This is a genomic window from Flavobacterium sp. NRK F10 (assembly GCF_024054235.1).
In the GTDB taxonomy this organism is placed as follows: domain Bacteria; phylum Bacteroidota; class Bacteroidia; order Flavobacteriales; family Flavobacteriaceae; genus Flavobacterium; species Flavobacterium sediminis.
In genome coordinates, this window is record NZ_JAMXLC010000001.1 from 1,066,476 (window position 1) to 1,086,157 (window position 19,682).

At 35.1% G+C, this 19,682-nt stretch carries 15 protein-coding genes; 7 read left to right on the forward strand and 8 right to left on the reverse strand.

The features are described 5' to 3' along the window. Positions 1-45: 45 nt before the first annotated feature. The 3 genes from NHF50_RS04960 to epsC form a co-directional block, all read right to left on the reverse strand. Positions 46-1,338 (reverse strand): O-acetylhomoserine aminocarboxypropyltransferase/cysteine synthase family protein, encoded by a 1,293-nt coding sequence (locus tag NHF50_RS04960; RefSeq protein ID WP_252775248.1) that lies wholly within the window; start codon positions 1,336-1,338, stop codon positions 46-48. 413 nt (positions 1,339-1,751) lie between these two features. Beyond that, positions 1,752-2,663: a cysteine synthase A gene (gene cysK / locus NHF50_RS04965; protein WP_252775249.1), complete on the reverse strand. Its 912-nt coding sequence runs from the start codon at positions 2,661-2,663 to the stop codon at positions 1,752-1,754. A 29-nt stretch (positions 2,664-2,692) separates the two neighbouring features. Then, positions 2,693-3,511, reverse strand: a complete 819-nt coding sequence (epsC, locus tag NHF50_RS04970; protein WP_109568620.1) for a serine O-acetyltransferase EpsC — start codon at positions 3,509-3,511, stop codon at positions 2,693-2,695. A 515-nt stretch (positions 3,512-4,026) separates the two neighbouring features. Between epsC and metK the strand changes: the two genes are divergently transcribed. Next, on the forward strand, positions 4,027-5,277 hold the full coding sequence (gene metK, locus NHF50_RS04975) for a methionine adenosyltransferase (protein ID WP_252775250.1): 1,251 nt from the start codon (positions 4,027-4,029) through the stop codon (positions 5,275-5,277). A gap of 81 nt (positions 5,278-5,358) precedes the next feature. Further along, the gene (locus NHF50_RS04980; RefSeq protein WP_252775251.1) at positions 5,359-7,539 is read left to right on the forward strand and encodes a tail fiber domain-containing protein; all 2,181 of its coding nucleotides are present in this window, start codon (positions 5,359-5,361) and stop codon (positions 7,537-7,539) included. A 34-nt stretch (positions 7,540-7,573) separates the two neighbouring features. On the opposite strand, the gene NHF50_RS04985 is transcribed toward NHF50_RS04980, so the two are convergent. Together NHF50_RS04985 and NHF50_RS04990 are read right to left on the reverse strand one after the other, a co-directional pair. Further along, entirely contained in the window at positions 7,574-10,270 is a 2,697-nt protein-coding gene (locus NHF50_RS04985; protein ID WP_252775252.1) for a TonB-dependent receptor, read from the reverse strand. A 6-nt stretch (positions 10,271-10,276) separates the two neighbouring features. Further along, a complete protein-coding gene (locus NHF50_RS04990; protein WP_252775253.1) occupies positions 10,277-11,182 on the reverse strand; it encodes a GLPGLI family protein in 906 nt (301 codons plus the stop codon). A gap of 123 nt (positions 11,183-11,305) precedes the next feature. Here NHF50_RS04990 and NHF50_RS04995 point away from each other — a divergent pair, with 123 nt between their 5' ends. Further along, the gene (locus NHF50_RS04995) at positions 11,306-12,097 is read left to right on the forward strand and encodes a hypothetical protein (protein ID WP_252775254.1); all 792 of its coding nucleotides are present in this window, start codon (positions 11,306-11,308) and stop codon (positions 12,095-12,097) included. A 1-nt stretch (position 12,098) separates the two neighbouring features. Then, positions 12,099-12,713, forward strand: coding sequence for a deoxynucleoside kinase (locus tag NHF50_RS05000; protein WP_109568626.1), 615 nt, complete (start codon positions 12,099-12,101; stop codon positions 12,711-12,713). Positions 12,714-12,775: 62 nt separating this feature from the next. On the opposite strand, the gene NHF50_RS05005 is transcribed toward NHF50_RS05000, so the two are convergent. The 3 genes from NHF50_RS05005 to NHF50_RS05015 all read right to left on the reverse strand — a co-directional run bounded on the left by NHF50_RS05005 (position 12,776) and on the right by NHF50_RS05015 (position 16,915). Then, positions 12,776-13,303 (reverse strand): inorganic diphosphatase, encoded by a 528-nt coding sequence (locus NHF50_RS05005; RefSeq protein ID WP_252775255.1) that lies wholly within the window; start codon positions 13,301-13,303, stop codon positions 12,776-12,778. Between the two features lie 93 nt (positions 13,304-13,396). Then, positions 13,397-15,868, reverse strand: a complete 2,472-nt coding sequence (locus NHF50_RS05010; protein WP_252775256.1) for a DUF5686 and carboxypeptidase-like regulatory domain-containing protein — start codon at positions 15,866-15,868, stop codon at positions 13,397-13,399. Between the two features lie 69 nt (positions 15,869-15,937). Beyond that, on the reverse strand, positions 15,938-16,915 hold the full coding sequence (locus tag NHF50_RS05015) for a pyruvate dehydrogenase complex E1 component subunit beta (protein ID WP_109568629.1): 978 nt from the start codon (positions 16,913-16,915) through the stop codon (positions 15,938-15,940). Positions 16,916-17,182: 267 nt separating this feature from the next. Here NHF50_RS05015 and NHF50_RS05020 point away from each other — a divergent pair, with 267 nt between their 5' ends. The 3 genes from NHF50_RS05020 to NHF50_RS05030 all read left to right on the forward strand — a co-directional run bounded on the left by NHF50_RS05020 (position 17,183) and on the right by NHF50_RS05030 (position 19,671). After that, positions 17,183-17,929, forward strand: a complete 747-nt coding sequence (locus NHF50_RS05020; RefSeq protein WP_109568630.1) for an electron transfer flavoprotein subunit beta/FixA family protein — start codon at positions 17,183-17,185, stop codon at positions 17,927-17,929. A 26-nt stretch (positions 17,930-17,955) separates the two neighbouring features. Next, a complete protein-coding gene (locus NHF50_RS05025) occupies positions 17,956-18,924 on the forward strand; it encodes an electron transfer flavoprotein subunit alpha/FixB family protein (protein WP_109568631.1) in 969 nt (322 codons plus the stop codon). A 111-nt stretch (positions 18,925-19,035) separates the two neighbouring features. Beyond that, a complete protein-coding gene (locus NHF50_RS05030) occupies positions 19,036-19,671 on the forward strand; it encodes a bifunctional nuclease family protein (RefSeq protein ID WP_109568632.1) in 636 nt (211 codons plus the stop codon). Positions 19,672-19,682: the final 11 nt, after the last annotated feature.

A 19,682-nucleotide genomic window follows, 5' to 3' on the forward strand; every position in this document is an offset into this window, starting at 1 on the left:
TGACTGCCGAAACTAAATCCCGACAGTCAAAAACAAACTAAAACACTAAATTGTTGTATTCACGGCAAGCTTTTCAAAAACCGCTTGTAAATCGGATTTCAAATCTTCTATATCTTCCAAACCTACTGACAAACGAATTAAATCTTGAGTCACGCCAGTGGTTTTTTGTTGTTCTTCTGTTAGTTGTTGGTGCGTTGTACTTGCCGGATGAATAATTAATGATTTCGTATCCCCGATATTCGCCAATAATGAGAATAATTCAGTTTCATTCACTAGCTGTTTAGCAGCATCGTATCCACCTTTTAAACCGAACGTCACAATCCCGCTTTGTCCTTTTGGCAAATACTTTTGAGCCAATGTGTAATATTCCGAAGTTTTTAGCCCTGGATAGTTTACCCAAGCTACTTCATCTTGTTCTTGCAACCATTGGGCTAAAGCCAAGGCATTTTCGCTATGCTTTTTGATTCGGATTTCCAAAGTTTCTAAGCTTTGTAAAATTTGGAACGCATTAAACGGACTCAAAGCAGCACCTAAATCACGTAATCCTTCAATTCTCGCTTTTGCAATAAACGAAGCTGCTCCTAATGCTTCATAATATTTTAATCCGTGGTAACCCGGTGATGGTTCTGTAAATTCAGGAAATTTTCCACTACTCCAGTCAAAATTTCCGGCATCGATGATTACACCACCTAATGAAGTTCCATTGCCGCCAATATATTTGGTTAACGAATGAATCACAATATCGGCTCCAAACTGAATCGGATTTAACAGATAAGGAGAAGGTACGGTATTATCTACGATAAATGGAACTTTAAAGGCTTTCGCTTCGTTAGCAATAGCTTCTAAATCGAGTATATCTAATTTTGGATTTCCTAGCGTTTCAGCAAAAAAAGCTCTGGTATTTTCTTGCGCTGCATCGATAAAGTTTTTGGCATCTGAAGGATCTACAAAAGTGGTTGTAATTCCTAATCTTGGCAAGGTAACATTCAGTAAATTATAGGTTCCGCCGTATAAACTATTGGAAGCCACAATATGATCACCCGCTTTTAGTAAAGTTAGCAAAGTTGTTGAAATGGCTGCTGCTCCCGATGCGGTTACTACAGCTCCAATTCCGCCTTCTAATGCTGCTAAACGTTGTTCTAAAACATCATTTGTAGGATTGTTCAATCTTGTATAAATATAACCGGGTTCTGCTAAACCGAATAAATTAGCCGCATGATCGGCATCGTTAAAAACGTATGATGTTGTTTGGTAAATCGGAATAGCTCTTGTTCCTCTATTTTGTTTCACGTCATATCCTGCGTGAAGGGCGTTTGTTGCAAATTTTTGTGTGCTCATAATTTTTATTTTTTATGAATGTGTTATTAATTTTTTAAGTTCTAACGTTTAGCCTAAGCAACACATTCGACAACATCGTCTCGGTAAATACATTTTCATTTTTTATGAGTTTTAGTTATAAAAAAACCTCTGCTTTTGCAGAGGTTTAATATGGTTTATAGTTTAAGAAAAATAGTTACTTTATGCCATAGTGTTCCTCTGCGGGTTATCCCACATCATCATACACATATTGCACATAGTTACTCTCATTGGTTTATTCATTTTGACGAAGCAAATTTAGAACTATTTTCTACAAATACAAATTATGTAGTTAATTTTTCTAAATTTTACTTATTTTAAACATAAAACTAGTTTTTTAAACCATAAAAACTTAGTTTAAATAAATTATTATTCTATTAAAAGAGAACTTCCCTTTAAAACAAACCTTCAACTGAAAGATAACGCTCTCCTGTATCATAGTTAAAGGTCAACACAACTGCATCATCCGGAAGCTGTTTTATCTTTTTAGACACTGCAGCTAAAGATGCTCCGGTAGAGATTCCAACTAAAATGCCTTCTTCTTTAGCTATGTTTTTTACAAAATCAAATGCTTCGTCTTTACCTACGGTAATTATTTCATCAATTAAATCTGTTCGGTACACTTCAGGAATAAATCCGGCTCCGATTCCCTGTAATGGGTGAGGTCCCGGCTCTCCTCCACTTAAAACCGGTGAAGCTTCGGGCTCAACAGCGATCACCTTCAGGTTCGGAAATTTTTCTTTCAAAACAGAAGCCACTCCGGTAATGTGCCCTCCGGTTCCTACACCGGTAATCAAATAATCAATCCCCTCCGGAAAATCGGCTAAAATTTCCTGAGCAGTCGTTTTTTGATGCACTTCTACATTGGCAGGGTTACTAAACTGTGACGGCGACCAAGCATTCGGAATCTCCTCAACTAATTCTGCTGCGCGTTCAATAGCCCCTTTCATTCCTTTTTCACGAGGTGTTAAATCAAATTCAGCACCATAGATCTCCATTAATTTTCTACGTTCAACGCTCATTGATTCCGGCATTACCAAAATTACTTTATAGCCTTTAACTGCAGCAACTAAAGCCAAACCGATTCCTGTATTTCCTGAAGTCGGTTCAACAATAACACTCCCCGGTTTTAAAATACCTTTTTTTTCTGCATCTTCAATCATGGCTAACGCAATCCTATCTTTAATACTATTTCCCGGATTAGTTCGCTCTAACTTGATGAATACATTTTTAGCTGCACCAAATAATTTATTAATTTTCACCACCGGAGTATTCCCGATGGTCTCTAAAATGTTATTTGCTTTCATATTTATTGGTTTTTATAGTTTTACAATATTTATATACTAAAGTCTATTATTTTACTTACATCAATTTTATCTTTCACGATTACTTCGCTTTTATGAAATACCAAAGTTTGTGATGGTACACTTTCTGTCAACCAAACATTCCCTCCGATTACCGAACCTCTGCCAACAATAGTTTTACCTCCCAGAATGGTTGCATTCGCATAAATAATCACACCGTCTTCTATGGTAGGATGCCTTTTTTGTTCGGCTTTATCTTTACTTACGCTTAATGCCCCTAATGTTACACCTTGATAAATTTTTACGTCATTCCCTATTTCGGCAGTTTCACCGATCACTACACCAGTTCCGTGATCTATAAAGAAGCGTTCTCCGATCTGTGCTGCCGGGTGTATATCTATTCCTGTTTTAGAGTGTGCATATTCGGAAAGAACTCTTGGAAAAACAGGGATCTTTTGATTCCAGAAGTAATGTGCAATCCTGTAAATCACAATTGTAAAAAAGCCAGGATACGACATCAATACTTCACTATGGGATTTAGCTGCCGGATCAAACTTCATCACTGCATCTAAATCGGAAAGAAGTATTTTATGAATTGAGCACAATTCGTTAAAAAAAGAATCTACAATATCCGAAGTCTTTTCAACCAGTAATTGTTTCAAAAAAACAGTTAGTTCATTTTTCAACTCAGCTTCTTTTTCTTCAAATAGATCAAAACGACAACTTTCTTCTCCTCCAAGAAATAGCCATTTGAAAAGCTCTTCACTCCAAATCTCGGCTCTGTATTTATCAAATAAATAATGTTGCTGGCTTTGCTTAAACTCGAATAACTGTTTTAATCTGTTTTCCATATTTCTCTGTAATAAATGTTAAAAACAAAAAAGCCTCTGTGTATTACACAGAGGCTTTTAATAGTATAGTTCTTTGATTAACTATATGTAATAGCGTTCCTCTGCGGATAATCTCCCCATGCAAGTACACACGCTACAACACGTAAATCTCATTTTCTTTGAATTTTATACCGTAAAGTTAGTTTTAATCCTTTAAAACCCAAAACTTATAACAAAATTTTCACAATTAAACCATAGCTTACGCAATTAATAGAATTTTTAAAAGTTATTGAAACAACTTTTAGAAAATGAATCTAAATTGTATTCCTCTTTAAAGCCCCTATGACGAACATAAATCATAATTTTTTTCAAAAAACTATTTGGATTTCATTTCCATTTCATAACTTTGCAGCCGAATTCGAGGAAAAATTTGAACTGATTGCAACCTCATAAAAAAATGCTAAAGCAGTGTTTTACTTCTTTTAGCTTTTCCCTGCAACAAATTTTCCTCACTCATCTTTAAAAATAAAATTATTATGGCTTATTTATTTACGTCAGAATCGGTTAGTGAAGGACATCCGGATAAAATTGCGGATCAAATTTCAGATGCATTAATCGATAACTTTTTAGCATTTGACCCTGATTCTAAAGTAGCTTGTGAGACATTAGTTACTACCGGGCAAGTTATTTTAGCCGGTGAAGTAAAATCGAAAACCTATTTAGATGTTCAGCAAATTGCCAGGGATGTCATCAAAAGAATCGGATACACCAAAAGCGAATATATGTTTGAAGCTAACTCTTGTGGTGTGCTTTCTGCTATTCACGAACAATCTCAGGACATTAATCAAGGGGTGGACAGAGCTAGCAAAGAAGATCAAGGTGCAGGAGACCAAGGAATGATGTTTGGTTATGCGACCAATGAAACAGAAGAATTCATGCCTCTTGCTTTAAAATTATCGCACCACCTTTTACAGGAATTAGCTGCTTTAAGAAGAGAAAATACCGAAATCACTTATTTAAGACCTGACGCCAAAGCTCAGGTTACTTTAGAATATTCTGACGACAACAAACCTGTTCGTATTGATGCTATTGTTGTTTCTACACAACATGATGAATTTGCTGACGAACCAACGATGTTGGCTAAAATTAAAAAAGATATTATTAATATCTTGATTCCAAGAGTTATTGCTAAAAATGAGCAATATGCTCATTTATTCAATGATAACATCAAATACCATATCAATCCAACCGGAAAATTTGTAATTGGCGGCCCTCATGGTGATACCGGATTAACTGGAAGAAAAATTATTGTGGACACTTATGGAGGAAAAGGCGCACATGGTGGTGGTGCTTTCTCTGGTAAAGACCCAAGTAAAGTAGACCGTTCAGCGGCTTATGCTACCCGTCATATCGCTAAAAATTTAGTTGCTGCAGGAGTTGCTGATGAAATTCTGGTTCAGGTTTCCTATGCCATCGGTGTAGCTCAACCAACTAATATTTATGTCAACACATATGGCACAGCCAAAGTCAATTTAACCGATGGTGAGATTGCTAAAAAAGTAAGTGAAATCTTTGACATGCGCCCTTATTTTATTGAACAAAGGTTAAAACTTCGCAATCCTATTTATAGTGAAACTGCTGCTTACGGTCATATGGGAAGAACTCCTGAGGTAATAACCAAAACGTTTATTTCTCCAAACGGCGAAACAGTAACAACGGAGGTTGAACTGTTCACTTGGGAAAAATTAGATCATGTTGAAAAAATCAAAGATGCTTTTAAAATTTAGTTTTTTTTCAAAATATTAAAAATCAGCCTATAGGCTGATTTTTTTTATACCTTTGCGCCTTTAATCCAACTACCAACCATAATGAAAGAAAAACTACTCTTTGTATTTTTATCTTTAGCCTTTATATTCCCTAAACTGATATTCGGTCAAGTAGGCGTCAATACGACCAACCCTAAAGCAGTATTAGATATCAAAGCGTCCAACGCTGCTACTCCAAACAACCAAGACGGAATTCTTATCCCAAGAGTTGCTGCTTTCCCTAGTGTCAATCCTACGACTGACCAAAACGGAATGTTGGTATTTTTAACGACCATCAACGGTACATACCAACCCGGATTGTATTATTGGGATCATCCGACGCATCAATGGATCGCATTAGCCTCTTCTAAAAACGTTTGGTTCACAACCGGGAATAGTAATATAGACAGTAATACTAATTTCATAGGAACTACAGACGATAACGATTTTCTGATCAGAAGAAACAACACTGAATCAGGATTAATAGGTATCGAGAATACCTCTTATGGTTATAACTCCCTCAAAACTAACTCCTCCGGCACGCACAACACCGGATTCGGAAGCAATTCCCTGAGTTCTAATTCATCCGGGAGTTACAATACAGCTATAGGAGACGGGACTTTAAATGCAAACAATTCCGGTTATGAAAATACAGCCGAAGGTTATAATGCTTTACACCTGAACAATTCAGGCTACTACAATACCGCTGTAGGCAGTAACAGTATGGTTAAAAACACTTCCGGAAATAACAATACAGCTATCGGTACTTATTCATTAACCGAAAATACTATCGGTATTAACAACACAAGTGTTGGTGTCAATTCTTTGCGAAACAATACTTCCGGAAATGAAAACACTTCCATAGGAGTCTATAGTATGTTCAATAATAGTAGCGGCAGGAACAATACCGCCGTAGGCTCTTATACTATGCTGAGCAATACCACCGGAAAATACAATACGGCTATAGGAAGTGCCGCATTAAACGCTAACCAAACCGGAGAGAACAACAATGCTTTCGGATTGGGAGCTTTGCGTTCTAACTCAACCGGAAACAGTAACACTGCTATCGGTGTAAATGCTATGTACTCCAACACTACCGGAAACAAAAACATTGCTATAGGTGAAAACACGTTGTACACCAATACTTCCGGAGATGAAAATATTGCGATCGGTTTTAATGCCTTAAATAAAAACACTATAGGAACTCAAAATATTGCTTTAGGAAGTAATTCTTTAGAAAGCAATGCTTCAGGAATTAAAAATAATGCCATCGGTTTTAATGCTTTAAACAAGAACACTACTGGTAGTGAAAACATTGCTTTTGGATCCAATACTTTAGAAAACAATACAACAGGAAGTCAGAACACTGCTATCGGGACTTATTCACTACAAAGTAATATCAGCGGAATTAAGAATACGGCTATCGGTGAAAATAGTTTATTAGTTAATTCCGGAGGAAATTCTAATACTTCAGTAGGAGTAGGAAGTCTTGAGAATAATTCCAACGGAAATGAAAATACCGCCTTAGGAACAGAATCCCTTTACTACAATATTAACGGTAGTTTCAACTTAGCTTTAGGAAAAGGTTCCTTAAGAGCCAACCAAAACGGCAATTACAATACGGCTTCCGGAGCATTAGCATTAAGCAGTAACGTTAACGGGAATAACAATACCGCCATCGGTTACCGTGCTTTTTACAATGGTAATTACAGTAATTCTACTGCTATCGGATACAATACCGTTATTAACGGAAATAATCAGATTCGCTTAGGAAATTATTATGTAACCAGTATCGGAGGTTTTGTGAACTGGTCTAATCTTTCGGACAAGCGTTTTAAGAAAAACGTGCAAGAAGATGTGATCGGTTTAGACTTTATTTTACGATTAAAGCCTGTTACTTATAATCTGGATCTTACCCGATTACAGCAATTTTTAGGAAATAACGATTTGGATAATGATCTAAACAAAAATGAAAACGTTCGTTTTTCCGGTTTTTTAGCGCAAGATGTTGAAGCATCAGCTAATGCTGTGGGTTATAATTTCAGTGGTATTGACAAACCTCAGAATGAAAACGGCCACTACAGTCTGCGATATGCAGAATTTGTAGTTCCGTTAGTAAAAGCGACGCAAGAACAACAAGCGGAAATACAAACACTGAAAAAAGAATTAGATAAAGAGCGTAAGAAGAATGAAGAATTAGAAAGTCGTTTAGAGCGTCTGGAAAAATTACTTTTAAAGGAATAAAAAAAGAGCCCCGTATTATATTCGGGGCTCTTTTTTATAAACTATGCTTCAAACTTAAAATAATATATCTCGGCTGAACTACATAACTTGAAAAACTGCTGGTTCCTCCCAACTGATTAAAACTATTGGAATTCAATCCTTTTGTTTCCAACAAATTAGTTCCGGACAATTTCCATTCCCATTTACTGTCTTTCTTTTGATACATTAAACTGGCTGACAAGAAATCATATTCAGAATCGATCGTTTTTCCTTTATTTCTATTGTGGTAATAACTATACTCTGAAACAAAAGAGAAAGCATCCCAAAAATAATATTCTAACTCAATCGACGGATTGTCTGTATAGAAAATATCACTGGAGTTATCGTTTATTGTGTAGGCGTATTCCAAGCTTAAATTAGGCAATTCTTTATAATTGGTCGAAAATCTGACATAGTAATTTTGTGCAAAGGATTCCGTAGCCTGAATCTGATCTCCTGTTGTATATACACGTATATTGTTGAATTTACTCCAATTTAAACTCAACCCTCCTGAAGCTTTGTAATATTTCAAGAAACTTCTTCCATAATTCCCGGAAGCTGTAAAAGTCTCATCCGCAAAGTTAGAATCCATATTAACAGCAGTAGAAACCTGATTGATACTACTTAAAAAAGCTCTGTTCTTAACAGCGTCTACTTGTCGGGTATATGTAATGTTTGCAAAGATATTTTCAAAATTGAACATATTGTATTTAAAATATCTCAGACTATGTACTTGTGACAATGAATTTTCCAGATAGCGATTCCCTTGAAACAAACTGTTATAATTTGAAAATACATAGCCTTCGGCTAATTTTACTATATCTGTAAAATTATTGGTCAACGAAAAGTTATAAGTTAAGGTCTCTGATTTTTTAATTTGCCATAAGGCATAGAAATCAGGTAAAAAACGGTTAAAATTTCTTGTAAACTCATCCCCTAACTGCGAATCTTTCATACTATAATAATGAGCGGTAACTCCCGGATTGAAGGTAAATTCACCTAAAATAAATTTATAATGCAATCCTAAAAACACATCATTAAACGAATAATCAACATTATTTGTATTCTCTGTATCATCTAAGTCATTTTGCGTTCCGTTATCTAAGATCTGAAAAATACCGGAATCAAAATTCTGATACGAGTATGTATTCCCTAAAGTAACATTGATATTACTTTTTGGTGTAACCATATAGTAATAATCAAATTTAGCATCTAATTTATTTGTTTTTACAAAGCGTTTCTGAGTAATATCGTCTCTTGTTTGCGTATTGTCATACCCCACAAGGGTAAAAGGAAGCATTTCAAGATTTGCATTGTAGAACGGATCTTCTTCCTGATATAAATGTTGTGTTTCAAATGCAAACACATTTTTATCATTTAGTGTATAATAATAATTCAGATTCTGATTAATACTAAACGGTTTTTGCTCTTTATTGGTAAAAATTGTCCCTGCTTCTGACGATACGACACTCTGGTTTTCATCCTGTTTGGAATATTTTAAGAAAGCATCATAATCAAAATGTACTTTATCGGACGGCACATAACTTGAGCTTAACTTAAACATTCCCAGATCACTTTTTTGTTCCGTAATCTGACTTCGGGTTTCCTGAGAATTAGCAGAACTTCCTACCGGCAGGTCGTTTACTGAATTTGTAATAATATTGGTCTTATTCCCTAAATAAATACCGAAACCACTGATTGTCCAGGCTTTAGAAGGGTTATAACTAAAGTTAGCTGCCCCGAACTTCGTGTCAATATTGGCTGCCTGATTATTTCGCAACCCTAAGATCCCTAAATCATTTGAAGTAACGTTAAAAGAAGAGCCTCCTTTTTTCATCATATTTCTAAATCCGCCGGTGAATTTAAAATAATCACTCATGGTCAACGGTAGTTCTCCTATATTATTGATATTCCCAATGACATTAATACTGTATTTCGGGCTGTAATAAAACAATTTGGGATTTACAATATGCCTGTCCTCTTCATGACCAACACCTATACCTGCAGTAATATCGCCAAACCAGAAGTTCTTTTTTCCCTCTTTCAGTTTAATATTCAGAGCTATACTTTCTTCATTGTTTTCCAATCCTTTTAAATTAGAGACCTCATTATAATTACGAAGCACCTGAATTTTATCCAAAGCATCTGCCGGAATGTTCTTGGTCGCAATTTTAGTATCTCCGTCAAAAAAATCTTTTCCTTCAACCATTACTTTTTGAACGGTTTTCCCTTCCACCTGAATTTCTCCGTCTTTATTGACTTCCACACCCGGAAGCTTTTTCAATACATCTTCAAGCTTACGTTCTGTTCCATTAGTAAACGAATCGGAATTATACACAATCGTATCACCTGAAATGGTAACCGGCATTTCATACACGACCTCAACATCTTTTAACTGAACTCCCTGACTCATCTCGATATCAAAGGTCATATTTTGCGCTGAAGTTCTCAGTGTCTTTTCATACGACTGAAAACCAATGTAACTGGCTTTTAACGTATAAGAAGTATTGGCTTTCAAATTCAATACGTATTTTCCTTTATCGTTGGTAATAGCATAGGAATCCATCGCTTTAGTATCATTGTTGACTGCCATAACATTAGCCATCTCAAGCCCCACACCTGTACTATCTTTTACAACGCCTTCAAAACGTATATTTTGAGCAACAGCACTTATTGAAAGTGCCATTGTAAGAACAAATAATATTTTCTTCATAAAAAATTATCTTGGCCCAAAACCTCCTCTATGTCCTCCGTTTCTGTTGTTACGAAACATCTCCTGCATCTCTTTCATCTTTTTCATAACAATTTCGTTGTATTCTTTTTGAGTAACTTCTTTTCCTTTAGTCACAGGTTTAATATCTACTTTCTCTTTAGAGTTCAATACTATTTTAGAGCATAAAATAGTGGTTTGCCCATCATTTACTTCTAAAATTAATCCCGGAAGTCCCCAATAATTTTCCGGTCCTTGATTTACCGGAATTTCCGGCGAATACCAAGCGGTGATGGTTACTTCTTTGGGAATTTCCAACTGATCCATAAAATTAGTTACTTTGGCAGAGTCGCTAAGTGTATCTTTTTTCTCTTCAGTTTCTTTAGCCTTTTCGTCCTCATTTCTTCTTCTCATACGAAAATTTCTAAAATCAGACTCGTCAATTGGTTTTATGGCCGTAGCTTTAAAACAGGTATAATTTCCTATTTGTTTGGTTTCATTCTCTAATTTCCATTCTAATTTCGGCAATGTATCCTTAATTAAGAATTCTTTCCCCATAAACTCCTTGTCTTCAACATATATTTTTTCTTTCACATTTTTATAATGTGTTCCTCCACCGCCCATCATTCGCATCATTCGACCGGCATTTTCTTGTCCGGGCATATCCAGTTTTTCTTCTTCTTTATAGACAGAAGCCGTTCTGTTAAAATTGAGAATGAATGTTTTTTCAAACATTTTTTTCATTCGTTCTTCCATTGATTTTTGCATCTCCGGGGTGATATCCCTGTTTTTAGGCATGTTTTTCATGAATTCTGCTGTACTGGTCTTTGACTCATATACCGCCATTCCTTGAAAATCTTGGGCAAATGATACAAATCCAGTCATGAAAGCTAAAGAAAATAATATTTTTTTCATGTGAATATTGTTTATTATTTTAGACTGTTATTTCTTTTATTTGTTACAAATTTTACTTTTTTACACAGTTAAAACACTAACTTTAGACAATTATTAACACAAAAAGTTTAATCTGGGATCACGATGAATACAAAATTTTTATTGTTTTTTTTCTTTTTTTGCTCTTTTGCTATTGCTCAGGAGAAAAAGAGCCCTGTTTATAAAGACAGTTTATCTTTCCCGGAAGCCGACAGATTCATTGGTCGTGATGCTTTTGACAATTATTACTATATCAAAGACAACGCATTAATCAAAAGTAATACACAAAATCATAAAGAATATAAAAATCTAGCTTTAGGCAAAATTGAAACGGTCGACATCTTGAATCCGTTGCAAATCGTTCTCTTCTACAAAGATTTTAACAGTATTGTTTTATTAGACAATCAACTCAACCAAACTACTATTATTAACGGTAATGAACTGAATGAACTTATCAGTTTTGAAAACATCGGATTAGCTTCTCAAAATAGAATCTGGTTTTTTGACAGTATCACTCAAAAAATAGGATTATACCAATTTAAGACTAATCAATTAAAATTGATTTCCACCCCTATTCGTTCTAAAATAAAATTTTTCAAAACCGATTACAATTATGCCTTTTGGGTAGATGAAGAAAATAATGTTTATGGCATCAATCTTTTTGGAAAAATCTTCCGAATCGGGAACATTCCTGTTACAGAACAGCTCCAATTTATCAACGAAAAGCAATGTCTTTTTGCCACAAGCAAAGAACTTTTTCTTTATAATTTTGAGAACAAAGAAATTAACACCATCAGTATAAACCAAAAAAGCTTTGTAAATTTCTTCTATAAAGAAGGAATTTTGTCTATTTTTACCCCTTGGAATTCTATTATTAATTACAAAATTAATTTATAAAATGCATATTGCTGTTGCCGGTAATATAGGTGCTGGAAAAACGACTTTGACCAAACTTTTGTCAAAACATTTTAAATGGGAGGCTCACTTTGAAGATGTCGTAGATAATCCTTATCTGGATGATTTTTATCATCAAATGGAACGTTGGAGTTTTAATCTACAGATCTATTTCTTAAATAGCCGTTTCAGACAAGTCTTACAAATAAGAGAGTCCGGAAAAGCCACGATACAAGACAGAACGATTTACGAAGATGCCCATATCTTCGCTCCTAATCTCCACACTATGGGATTAATGACGAACAGGGATTTTAACAATTATAAATCGTTGTTCGACCTTATGGAAGACTTGGTAGGCGCTCCTGACCTATTGATCTATTTAAGAAGTTCTATTCCCAATTTGGTGAACCAGATACATAAAAGAGGGAGAGAATATGAAAATTCTATTTCTATTGATTACTTAAGTCGACTCAATGAACGCTATGAAGCTTGGATCCAGACTTACGACAAAGGAAAATTATTAATTATTGATGTAGACAATATCAACTTTGTAGACAATCCTGAAGACCTAGGAATGATCATTAACAGAATTGATGCTGAAATTAACGGTTTGTTTTAAATCCGTTTTTTTATAGAAACAAAAAAACCGATTGTTTAGAATCGGTTTTTTTGTTTTATCTCTTAAATACTGAATAAACCTTCCGGTTTGTTCTCAATAGCGTCAAATCTGTTTTTACACGTTGCAAAAGCTTCTTTCGCTTCGTTAACATCTCCCCATCCGCCTACATCAACTTTTTTGTTTTCAAGATCTTTGTATACTTTAAAGAAATGTTCGATTTCCTGAATCAAATGCGGATTGATATCTGACAAGTTGTTCAGTTTATTCGCTACCGGATCAGAAACCGGAACACAAATAATCTTTTCATCCGGTCCTTTATCATCTGACATATAGAAAATAGCGATTGGTTTTACCTCAACCACACACCCGGGAACAGAAGGCTCTGTGAACAACACTAAAGCATCTAGTGGGTCGTTATCTAAAGCCTGAGTTTCAGGAATGAACCCGTAATCTGCCGGATACATCATTGAAGAATATAACATTCTGTCAAAACGGATTTTTTTCAAATCAAAATCGTACTCGTATTTATTTCTGCTTCCTCTCGGGATTTCTACTAACACGTCGAAAGTAGTAACATTATCTGCTGTCATGTTTTATTTTTTATTTATATAAGGTCGACAAATTTAGCACTATAAAACATTAGATGCAAAAATGTTATGCTAAAAAAATATACTTCTGAAAATTTAGAAATAGAAACCGAATGATGCTTTAACGGCAAACTTTCTTGCATTAGGCATATCCATATAACTTCCTCTCCAGGCAAAATCGATTCGCAAGACTTTAAAAATATTCCCCACACCTGCATGATATTCCCAATATACATTTTCGGGAGCCACATAATTCAGTCCGGAAGCATTAATCAGTTTATTCTCATCTGAAACACTTCCATAAACCCCTTTAATCCCTACGATCTCCCTTAAATTCAATTTTCTTAATCCCGGAATTCTGGAAAATAACCTTCCGTTAAAATGATGCTCAAAATGAAGCGACGCATATTCATCAGCTACAAAATCATAATAATCCAAAAGATTATAGGTATTCTCTATAATAAACCAAGACTGATTTCCGGGAACTACTCCCATCAATCCTAACGGTACTTCTCCGAAAATCTTTCCGGTTTCAAAAGTTGTAAACAAACGCCCGAAACCACCAACCAAAACAGGCTGTCTGTAAAATAGTTGTAGTTTCTGGTAATTAAAATCGCTATTCATAACTCCTTTAAAACCATTGCTGTAACTCACAAAGAAACGAGCATAATTATTGTCTACTTCCAGTCTCTCCACACCATAACCTACTGTTTTTCTCTTAGGTGTATACTCCACCACAAGATTGATCTCAGATTGTTTTACTTCACTTTTAATTTCTGATTGTGTGGCGTCTGTATAATAATCCAGACTAAAGGCATCTGAAGCCGATTTTAAAGTACGATACGAAAAGTTAGTCTGAAAAACCAAATTCTTCACCGGTTCTATTTCTGCCCCAACTGTCGTGAGGTTCACTGATGTCAGCTTATTATTCGTTCCGCTGGAAAATAAAGATGAAGAAGCAAAACTTCGACCTAAGACATCATTTGAAGTCGTTAAACTCACCCCGATCTGTTCTACGTCTCTACGGTTTCCGGCATTTAAAATCAATCTTTTTTTAGTATTAACCATCCATTTTCCTGAGATTCCGTATTTGAATTTATTATCCTTAAAACCATAAGCAGTATACCCCTGTAGCCTCCAACGATCATTTGGCCCGAAATAAGTCCTTCCTCCCATCCTTATACGTTGCCCTTCCACATCGTTATAACCAAAAGTGGAAAATATAGGTCCATAATCAAAATGACCGAATTGGATATACCCGCTTCCTAAAATAGTAGCCAGATTATAGATACGTTTAAATTTCGGCACTGTTTGCAACGTGTCCAACATTTTATAAATACTGGACTCGTTTCTATTCAGTTTTTCAAAACGATTCTCTGACCAGAATTCGTCAGACTTGTCAAAAACTTTATTGTCGTAAAAATTAACTTCTTCTTTATAAAATTTATCGTCCTTAGGCTGATTGAACACATGGTTCTTAACGATAGTAGTTCGTTTTCCGTAAAGTCCTTTTGACTCTTCTTTTTTAGAAAAACTAAAGTCGGACATCATATAATCCCGTTTCAATAAAAACACGGAATCATTTAACACATCAAACTCTTGTTCAATATAGATTTCTTTTACCCAGTTAATATTAGCACTTTTACTGGCTTCTAAATTAATCTTTTTGATTGCCCATGTAGAATCGTTCACCCAAAAATCACCTTTAAAGGTCAATTCTCCTTTTCTTCTCGGATAGTACACAATATTATAGCACCATTTATTATCAATAAATGCACTATCATTCAACACATAGTTATATACATCGATTCCCGTTCTTGAAAGCGGACTCACAAAAGCTTTGTCAAAAAATTTGAGATAATTGTTATAGATATCGTAATCGGCATACAGATCTTTAATAAATGTATTAACACCGTCTCCGTTACCCATTGCTTTTTTATTTGCCGTTAATATCTCTTTTTTCTTTTTCTTAATATTATCGCCATAAACTTCGCTTATACTTTCATTAATAAAAATCGGAAGAAAAGCTTTTCCGGTTATTCTTGAAGTATCAATATTATCAAATACAAACTCCATCCCTTTAAAAACTTTGCTGCTCATGAAAGCACTGTCAATCGTATTGATATCAAATTCTACCTTTTCGTATTTATCATATTTATACTGATCGAACATGTAAAGACCATTCTTTCGCTTGCGCGCCCATATCTTTCGTAAGATATCTAAAGCCGGATTGTTCTTTTTTGAGGTCTTACCGGTATACACTACCACCTCTTTCAAGGTTGTTCCCTCTTTTAAAACAATATTCAAATTGGAATTAAGCCCTTTTTTCAAGGGAACATCTAAGGTTTCAAAACCAACGAAAGAAACTTGTAAGACAGTATAATCATTATCCGATTCAAAATAAAAATAACCATTCTCATCTGTAATAACACCTTCTTTAGAGTTTTTAAAAATAACGTTGGCAAAAGGAATCGGCTCACCAAACTCATCTATAACCTTACCACCAACTTTAGTTTGTGAGAAAGCTACAGTACATATAAAACTAAAAAAGAAAAGATATTTTAACATAATAATGGTTTAAAACGAAAAAACTTCATCAGAAGTCCTGATGAAGTTTCAAATATAAGAAGTTCTATCTTATTTATAAGCTACTTTTTTTACGGCTTTTATTACATCGTTTGCATTAGGCAACCATTCCTTTAACAAAGCCGGCGAATAAGGGGCAGGAGTATCAGCCGTAGTTATACGCTGAACAGGAGCATCTAAATAATCAAATGCTTTTTCCTGAACCATATATGTGATCTCAGAAGCAACACTTCCAAAAGGCCAAGCCTCTTCTAATACAACTAAACGGTTTGTTTTCTTAACCGAATTAAGAATTGTATCATAATCCATTGGGCGAATCGTTCTCAAATCGATTACTTCAGAAGAAATACCTTCCTTAGCCAATTCTTCAGCTGCAATTAATGCTTCTTTTAATATTTTACCGAAAGAAACAATGGTTACATCTGTTCCTTCTCTTTTAATGTCGGCAACACCAAGTGGAATCGTGTATTCTCCCTCAGGCACTTCTCCTTTGTCTCCATACATTTGTTCAGACTCCATAAAAATTACAGGATCATTATCACGAATAGCAGATTTCAACAACCCTTTTGCATCATACGGATTAGAAGGCACTACTACCTTTAGACCCGGACAATTAGCATACCAGCTTTCAAAAGCCTGAGAGTGCGTTGCCGCTAACTGACCTGCTGAAGCTGTCGGACCGCGAAATACAATCGGGATATTAAATTGACCACCTGACATTTGGCGCATCTTAGCAGCATTGTTGATGATCTGATCAATCCCTACTAATGAGAAATTAAATGTCATGAATTCTACAATCGGTCTGTTACCGTTCATAGCAGAACCTACAGCTATCCCTGCAAAACCAAGTTCAGCAATCGGAGCATCAATAACTCTTTTAGCACCGAACTCGTCAAGCATTCCTTTTGATGCTTTATAAGCCCCGTTATATTCTGCTACTTCTTCTCCTATTAGATATATAGACTCGTCACGACGCATCTCTTCACTCATTGCTTCGCAAACTGCTTCTCTAAATTGTATCGTTTTCATTGTTTCTTATTATAGATGTACAAACGCAAAAATAACAAAAATTAATTTATCAGTATCTAAATACGTATTAATCCTAAATTTATTTACTAAAACCTTATAGTTAATAAAATATTAAATTTAAACCCGATTAATTGGCATTTTTTTGATTAAACCTCAAAAAAACTTAAAAATATTTTAAAAATCAAAATTTATTATGCGCGCATAGCTTTTTATATATTTTTTTTTAGTAACTTCGTGTCGTAAAAATAAAAATTCAAAAATCAGAATATGAAAATACTTGTTTGCATCAGTCACGTACCTGATACTACATCAAAAATTAACTTCGCAAATGGCGATACTGAGTTTGACACAAACGGTGTTCAATTCGTAATCAATCCAAATGATGAATTTGGTTTAACAAGAGCAATTTGGTTTAAAGAAAAACAAGGTGCTACAGTGACCGTTGTTAATGTAGGCGGATCAGACACTGAAGCAACTTTAAGAAAGGCATTAGCTATCGGTGCTGACGAAGCTATCCGTATTAACGCAAACCCAACTGACGGTTTATTTGTAGCTAAAGAACTAGCTGAAGTTGTTAAAAACGGAGGATATGACTTAGTGATTGCCGGTACTGAATCTATTGACTATAACGGAGGAATGGTTCCCGGTATGTTAGCTACTTTATTAGGTTATAATTTCATCAATGCCTGTATAAATATTGAAGTAGACGGAAATAATGCTACAGCGATCAGAGAGATCGATGGTGGTAAAGAAACCGTAAGCACTACTTTACCTTTGGTAATTGCAGGAAAAAAAGGATTAGTAGAAGAGAAAGATTTAAGAATTCCGAACATGAGAGGAATTATGATGGCTCGTTCCAAAGCTTTAGCTGTTAACGAACCTACCAGCTCGGCTTCAGCTACTAAAGCCGTTAAATTTGAAAAACCGGCTCCGAAATCAGCCGTTAAATTAGTTAGCGCTGACAACTTAGACGAATTGGTAAACTTATTACACAACGAAGCTAAAGTAATCTAATCTCTAATCTTAAAAAACAGGAAATCATGTCAATTTTAATATACGCTGAATCAGCAGAAGGAAAATTTAAAAAAGTGGCTTTAGAGTTAGCATCTTACGCTAAAAATGTAGCCGATGCTATGGGAACTACAGTTACTGCCGTAACTGTAAATGCAACTGACGTTAGTGATTTAGCAAAATACGGTGTTAGTAAAGTTTTAAAAGTATCAAACGACAAACTAGCTAACTTTAATGCTAAAGCTTATGCCGATGTCATCAAACAAGCGGCTGAAAAAGAAGGAACAAAATTAGTGGTATTATCATCAACGACCGACAGTTTATATTTAGCCCCTATCGTTGCCGTTAATTTAAATGCCGGTTACGCTTCAAATGTAGTTGCATTACCTGTAAGTACTAGTCCGTTCCAAGTAAAGAGAAATGCTTTCTCAAACAAAGCGTTCAACATTACTGAAATTTCAACAGATGTTAAAGTTATCGGCTTAGCTAAAAACTCATTCGGTTTAGCAGAAGGAGCCGTTTCGTTAACAGAAGAAGATTTTGCACCGGCATTAAATGATGCTGATTTTAACATAAAAACGGAAAACGTTGAAAAAGTAACAGGAAAAGTAACTATTGCTGATGCTGAAATCGTTGTTTCTGCCGGTAGAGGATTAAAAGGTCCTGAAAACTGGGGTATGATCGAAGAACTGGCTTCTGTTTTAGGAGCTGCAACAGCTTGTTCAAAACCGGTTTCTGACATCGGATGGAGACCTCACAGTGAACACGTAGGACAAACCGGTAAACCGGTAGCAGCTAACTTATATATTGCTGTAGGTATTTCAGGTGCTATCCAGCACATTGCCGGGATCAACGCATCAAAAGTAAAAGTAGTAATCAACAACGACCCGGAAGCTCCTTTCTTTAAAGTAGCCGATTATGGTGTTGTAGGTGATGCTTTTGAAGTTGTACCGAAACTAATTGAAAAATTAAAAGCGTTCAAAGCAAATAACGCATAATATTTATTTCTAAAACTTTAAAATAAGAGTTATCTTTGTTAGGATAGCTCTTTTTTTTATTTTTGACGAATTAATTAGAAGCGTGTTATTTATTTTTTACACTACGGAAGTATGAGTTTAGTTAAATTAACAATAAAAGGAATTTCGTATAGCCAAACCCAGAATGGTGCTTATGCGCTTATCCTAAATGAAGTGGACGGTGAAAGAAATTTACCTATTGTTATTGGTGCTTTTGAAGCCCAGTCCATTGCTATTGCACTTGAAAAAGAAATAAAACCTCCCAGACCTTTAACGCACGATCTGTTCAAAAATTTTGCAGAACGATTTGATATTGTCGTAAAACAGGTTATCATTCATAAATTAGTAGACGGTGTTTTCTTTTCCAGTATTATTTGTGAACGCGATAAGATTGAAGAAATTATCGATGCCCGAACATCTGATGCGATAGCATTAGCTATTCGGTTCGGAGCACCTATATTTACCTACAAGAACATTTTAGACAAAGCCGGTATTTACCTAAAAACTAATCTTTCTGAAGAATCAAAAGAAAATGCAGAAAACGAAGAAGAGATTCTGACTACCCCGGAAGCTTTTGGCCTAAATGAAGAAGAAAAACCGGAAGAAACAGAAAGCCTTAGCAAATACACTTTACAAGAACTTTACGACAAACTAGAAGAAGCTGTTCAAAACGAAGATTATGAAAAAGCAGCTAAAATAAGAGATGAGATCTCAAAAAAAGAATCCTAATTAATTCCAGA